Genomic DNA, 466 nt, shown 5'->3' on the forward strand with positions numbered 1-466 from the left:
TTCATGTCCAACTCCTTGTCATGGTGGATTGGACGCTAAAGTTACGTGCTACTCAAGATGGGGTGAACGTCGCCAGCTTGCTGCCTTGGGGCATGCTGCGGTTTGTGTGGTGGATGGCCTGCGGCTCTGGCTGCCGGTGCGGCTGGCAAACTGGTTGGGGTCACTACAGTTCGAAATGCAACGGGTTTCCGATCAGGAAGTGCGCCTGGTCAATATGTCGGCTTGACGGTGAGCAAGTTCACGCTGGGTAGCCAGGGCATCGGTGCTGATCTGTGGCTGTGAGATGGCAAACATCGGTGATCAAAATGTAGGATATGCAGTATGACAATCCATGAGGTATCGCCTGTGTTCAATCCGATCTTGAGCTTTGATATGCAGACATTACAACGTCTGAATCGCCCCGGCTTCTCTAGACACTCCGGAGCTGTTGGAAATACTGCTTCTCGTACTCTACCGGCGATAGCCC

General features: G+C 53.4%; 1 protein-coding gene. It reads left to right on the forward strand.

Annotation, left to right across the window (positions count from 1 at the left end; all coding sequences use genetic code 11):
• Positions 1 to 226 (forward strand): hypothetical protein (locus FLQ03_RS19290; RefSeq protein ID WP_206210992.1); only part of this gene is annotated, 226 nt, incomplete at its 5' end.
• Positions 227 to 466: the final 240 nt, after the last annotated feature.

This window comes from Vogesella urethralis, from assembly GCF_007644045.2.
Lineage (GTDB): Bacteria > Pseudomonadota > Gammaproteobacteria > Burkholderiales > Chromobacteriaceae > Vogesella > Vogesella urethralis.